The organism is Algoriphagus litoralis (assembly GCF_003259255.1).
Classification (GTDB): domain Bacteria; phylum Bacteroidota; class Bacteroidia; order Cytophagales; family Cyclobacteriaceae; genus Algoriphagus; species Algoriphagus litoralis.
This window is the reverse complement of sequence record NZ_QGOL01000041.1, coordinates 1-5,133: the sequence shown is the minus strand read 5'-3', so window position 1 is coordinate 5,133 and position 5,133 is coordinate 1. Positions and strand designations below refer to the sequence as shown.

The following is a 5,133-nucleotide window of genomic DNA, read 5'->3' as shown; positions in this document are numbered from 1 at the left end:
TTACAAAAAAGGTCAAGTGGGAACAGTGAACAATGGTCAATTAACAATGTACAATGACCAATTATCAATTTAGAATGATAAAAGGACAATGAACATTGCTTGCCCACCATGCCTGTGAGTCTTTGGCGAAGCAGGAACATTGAACCCTGAACCTTGAACGCTGAACCTTTAACACTTAACTATTTACTAATACACTATGAACATACTTTCAGAAGTAAAAGCCCGTGCAATGGCACCCACGCCGCCTTTCTTCCAATTTCTGAAGAAGGCCGGCCTGATCATCGCAGCCATAGGCACAGCCGTGTTGACAGCTCCGGGAGCAGTACCCGAAATCCTGATTGCCTATGCAGGCCATGCAGTGACAGCAGGTACCATTCTGGTCAGCATCTGTCAACTGACCGTTGATGAAAGCAGGCTGGAAGAGCGGCTGCTCAGTAAGGTGAAGTAAACCATTGATTTAATAACCTAAAAACCCGGGCAGGAGTCTTGCTCGGGTTTTTTGCTTATTTAATGTATTTCGTAGCGTTTTTTAAGCAGATAGTTTTTAAAGAACTCAAAAATTGATACCTTAAAATGCAATTTCGCCTTTTTTTAATGCAACGCTTTTTTCTAGTATTAATTCAAGCTACGGACAGTTTGACTGCGGTTAGTGACAAATTAACTTCTTCCAATGATGTAAGTCTGGCCTTGCTGCTGGGACTTCTGCCGGTAGTGCTTGCATTTTCCTTTATCATTTTCGTCATCTATCGATCCAGAAGGGAAGCAGATGTGCGGAGGAAGGAAACTGAAATGAGGCTTGAAAAGGCAGAAGGGGAACTTAAGGCACTTAAAGCTCAGATCAATCCCCATTTTATATTCAACTGCCTGAATTCCATTCATCATTTTATCCAATCCCAAGAGCCCCAACAAGCCAGTGATTACCTGATCAAGTTTTCAAAGCTGATTCGGTATGTGTTGGAAAGTTCAGCCAAAAACTGGGTGAGTTTGGAGGAGGAACTGGAGGCAAATGAGCTTTATCTTCAGCTGGAGCAACTGCGGACCAAGCATGCATTTTCATTTGAATTTTCTTCCGGAAAGGATATTTCCCTTTCAAATACTTTTGTTCCGCCAATGTTGATCCAGCCTTTTCTGGAGAATGCCGTTTGGCACGGCTTGAGCCAAGAGGGAAAAATTGATCTTCATTTTGAAAGAAACGGGGGAACATCATTGATCTGCAAAATATCAGATCATGGAAATTCTGTGATGTCCAAGCCTGAATATGATTTGAGCAACTTGGTGAAAAAGAGCAGTATGGGCATCAACTTAATGGAGGAGCGATTCCGGAATTTGAGAGAATACCGAAGCCAGGATGCAGGATATGAATTCACGGAAAATCCCAATGGTGGGCGAACAGTAACCTTAAAAATCCCTTTCGAAGAAGAATAAAAAATGAAAAAAATCTTTCGGGTAATCATCATTGAGGACGAGCAGAAGTCGAGGGAATATTTAAAAAATCTACTTGCTGTCTATCCTGAATTTGAGGTGGTAGGCGAGGCGGGAAATCTACAGGAGGCAGATCAACGCTGTCATGCATTAAATCCGGATTTGGTTTTCTGCGATGTGATGCTTCCAGGCGGGACGATTTTTGACTGGTTGTTGTCTTTGCCAAAGATTGAATTCGAGCTAATCTTTATTACTTCCTTCCAGGATTTTGCGATACAGGCATTTCGTCTTGCAGCGGTAGACTACCTTTTAAAGCCATTTGATCCAAAGGATTTTCGGGCGGCGATGGATCGGTTTCTAAGCAAAAAGGGAAATCAAAATCGTCAAATCGAGCAGCTACTCCAAAATCTCCAACTACCAAAAGACAAGGTCAAAGTAGCTTTGCCTACGCTGCATGGATATTTGTTTATAGAGATTCGGGAGGTAGTACGATGCGAATCGGATAACACGTACACTACATTTTTCCTAAAAGACAAGCGAAAGATTTTGGTTTCCAAAACACTCAAAGATGTGGAGGGTATGTTGGAGAATTACGGCTTCTTCCGGGTGCACAATTCCCACCTGATCAATCTTGATGAGGTAACAGAATACCTGAAGGGAGAAGGAGGGCAAGTAAAACTGAGTGACGGCAGCGTGGTAGATGTTTCGAGAAGACGGAAAGAGGAGTTTTTGGAAAAAGTGAGAAGCTGGTGAGTAATGATGAAAAGCCAATGATCAATGATCAATGATCAATGGTCAATTATCAATAAGCAATGAGCAATTATCAATTAGCAATGAGCAATGGACAATGGACAATTATCAATGAGCAATGGGCAATGGACAATTATCAATGAGCAATGGACAATTATCAATGAGCAATGAGCAATGGACAATTATGAATTATCAATTATCAATGAGCAATGGGCAATAGACAATTAATGACCAAATAGGATAAATCCCTTGAAAATTGATCATTGAATTTGAGTATGGAAAATTGCCACCTCAGGTGGGGTAGATTTTTTGAAAATTGAGTTTGAAAATTTAGTAGGAATGGAAAAAAGATATGATTTAGAAGAGCGGTTGGTGCAGTTTGCCGGGGAGTGTATCAAATTTTGCAATTCACTGGGAAGTACCTTTGCAGAAAACCATCTGAAGGGTCAATTGATTAGATCAGCTTGCGGTGCTTGTTTGAATTACGGGGAGGCACAGGGAGCGGAGAGCAAAAAAGATTTTATCCATAAAAATGGAATTGTCTTGAAAGAGCTAAAAGAATCCCGTTCAACCCTGAAAATTCTGGCTTATTCCGAGTTGGGAGATCCACAGATGCGAGCCGAACTATTGGTTGAGGTAGAAGAGCTGTGTGCGATTTTCGGAAGAATAATAACGAGTGCAAGGAAAAGCCTAGGACAATGAGCAATGAGCAATGAGCAATGTTCAATTAACAATGATCAATGGGCAATTAACAATGATCAATGGACAATGAGCAATGACCAAGTATGGAGGGTTGATTTCTTGAAAATTGAGTTTGAAAATTGGTCATTGAAAATTGAAATCGGCCAGTTTCTATCCCGGAAAAACCGAATTCTAGTTAGTGGTAGAAGAAGCCGATGTGATTCTTCATCTTAGAATAGAATTTTAATTCAAATGGTGTTTTCAAGGTGAAGATACTAAACCGGACCAAAGGGATTAAATCGGGGTGATTAAGCAATTTCCGGAGGTATTTTTTCCGGGTTTATTTCTAATTTAAGAACTATGAAAAAAATGATGTTATCTGATTTTGTTTCTTACCAAAAAGCGGGAGAATACATGGGCAACCTTCCAGACACGAAGTATCCACCCAATAAAAAACAATACTTATGTGGTGGAACTTTTACTATTTCAAACTTTTGGTATTGGGCAAATTTACCAGGGTTTTCTGGATTGATGTTTTGGTACGGTTTGGATCCAAACCAACCTGATGCACAATGTTTTGTCGGAGTTGAGCCGAAATTTAATTTTTCATACGATGAAAATTTAGTAAATACTTATAAGCCTAGCGCTGACATCTTTCTCTGTCCTAGCGTTGAATTTAATTTTACCCTACCAATACGTAGAGATTTTGAGAATTTTTTGAGAAATGACAAAAGAGAGGTGCCAATTTTGGATAGAATAATTACTAATGCAGAAATGAAAAGTTTCAATGCTGAATTTTTACAAAATGCATTTTATAAGGAGAATCATAAATATGGAATGGCTTATTTTTCAGATTTCATTGAAGATCAACCTCAAGTTGAATCGTTTCTAAAGTATTTTGTGACCCAGGGAAAAGTAGCCTTTCTGAGATATTATTTGGGTTTTGAGGAAACTACGGAAGGAAAGTTTCTAAGGTTAATTTTAGTTCCGGTAGATGAAAAAGGGAAAAATACGGAGGTTGTAACTGTATCAAGTGGCTTATTTAGTGATGTTCAGTTACTCCAAAGATCTTGGCCACCTCCACCGAATTCCTGATTTTCTATGCTGAATCAAATTCCAATTCAGGAAATTTCTACTTTGGCAATTTGGATCCCTTTGATTTTGGCCGGATTGAGACTACAAAAAGGTGATCGAAAGCTTCGCCTGTTTTTTGTATTTCTTTTGATAGGAGCGATTGCTGATGGATTTGGCTGGCTGGCCTATAGAGTTTTTGATATTGAGTCATTAGGAGATTTCCATGCGTATTTCCTCTATTTTTACCTTTGGTTTGAAGCTTTATTTTTTACTTGGTTGATCTTCGAGTTTCTTGAGACTAGGAACAACAAGTTTTGGAAAAAAGCCCTTTGGACCGGTATATCTTTACTTTTTTTGTTGGAGGGGATTAATCGTTTTGGATTTGGTAATCCGAAGGATATTTACACTTCCTTTTTGATTTCTGGAATCTTGGTTTTGAATGCCTTTTTAATGGCCTTTGCTCTTTTGGGCTTGGCGGAGAGAAATGGTGAGATCATGAGTGATCCATGGTTTTGGATTTTATCAGGTATTTTCTTCTACAGCTTTTCCTGTTTTTTTATCGATATGCTGGCTTATACTGAGATTGGTAAGAAGCTTTGGGGATTCCGAACTATTCTAAATATGGTTCAATATGTTTTTTTTGTGGTGGGACTGGTGAAGATGAACAGGAGTCGATGAGAAATGATCCATTACCAATAATCAAATTTCACAAAAACCGTCCACTTGTAAACCTATACAAGTCTTCAGAGGGCTGTTCAATCGGGATTTCATTTCCCGGAGCATTCCGTAGCAACTCCCCCTTGATTCTTTCTTCTCCAAAGAATCCGAAAGCTTGCCAAAGGGGGTAGGGGGGATTTGACCCCAATGACAAAAGGATTTTTCTCCGACTATTTTTGAATTCCTCCTCGGCATTGACTTTTTCTTCTTCACCGTATTTCTGGGCCGAGGTTGAAACACCTTGCTCATTTTTACCCGGGGTTAAAACCCCGGGCTATTATAATTTCAGGCCTTCAGCCTTCATTCTTTTGCCATCCTACTGTCACTGAACACTTTTCCCTTGGTCATTGCAAAGTGATAATTGGCCATTGATCATTGAATTCCTCATCGGCATTGACTTTTTCTTCCTCACCATATTTCTGCGCCGAGGTCATTGGCCTTTGTTCTTTTATTACCTAGGGTATCGCTGCGCCCACCCTAGCCTGCCTG

Annotated in this window: 6 protein-coding genes; all 6 read left to right on the top strand. The window is 39.8% G+C overall.

Going from position 1 to position 5,133, the window contains the following annotated elements; translation table 11 throughout:
- Positions 1-196 precede the first annotated feature (196 nt).
- The 6 genes from DK188_RS21210 (at position 197) to DK188_RS21180 (ending at position 4,605) form a co-directional block, all read left to right on the top strand.
- Complete coding sequence (locus DK188_RS21210; RefSeq protein WP_111672866.1) at positions 197-448, top strand: hypothetical protein; 252 nt, start codon at positions 197-199, stop codon at positions 446-448.
- Positions 449-594: 146 nt separating this feature from the next.
- The gene (locus DK188_RS21205; protein ID WP_157963334.1) at positions 595-1,425 is read left to right on the top strand and encodes a sensor histidine kinase; all 831 of its coding nucleotides are present in this window, start codon (positions 595-597) and stop codon (positions 1,423-1,425) included.
- Positions 1,426-1,428: 3 nt separating this feature from the next.
- A complete protein-coding gene (locus DK188_RS21200) occupies positions 1,429-2,175 on the top strand; it encodes a LytR/AlgR family response regulator transcription factor (RefSeq protein ID WP_111672864.1) in 747 nt (248 codons plus the stop codon).
- Positions 2,176-2,511: 336 nt separating this feature from the next.
- Positions 2,512-2,874: a four helix bundle protein gene (locus DK188_RS21195; protein ID WP_111672867.1), complete on the top strand. Its 363-nt coding sequence runs from the start codon at positions 2,512-2,514 to the stop codon at positions 2,872-2,874.
- 339 nt (positions 2,875-3,213) lie between these two features.
- Positions 3,214-3,948: a hypothetical protein gene (locus DK188_RS21185; RefSeq protein WP_111672862.1), complete on the top strand. Its 735-nt coding sequence runs from the start codon at positions 3,214-3,216 to the stop codon at positions 3,946-3,948.
- Between the two features lie 6 nt (positions 3,949-3,954).
- Positions 3,955-4,605 (top strand): hypothetical protein, encoded by a 651-nt coding sequence (locus tag DK188_RS21180; protein WP_111672861.1) that lies wholly within the window; start codon positions 3,955-3,957, stop codon positions 4,603-4,605.
- The last annotated feature ends 528 nt before the right edge of the window (positions 4,606-5,133 follow it).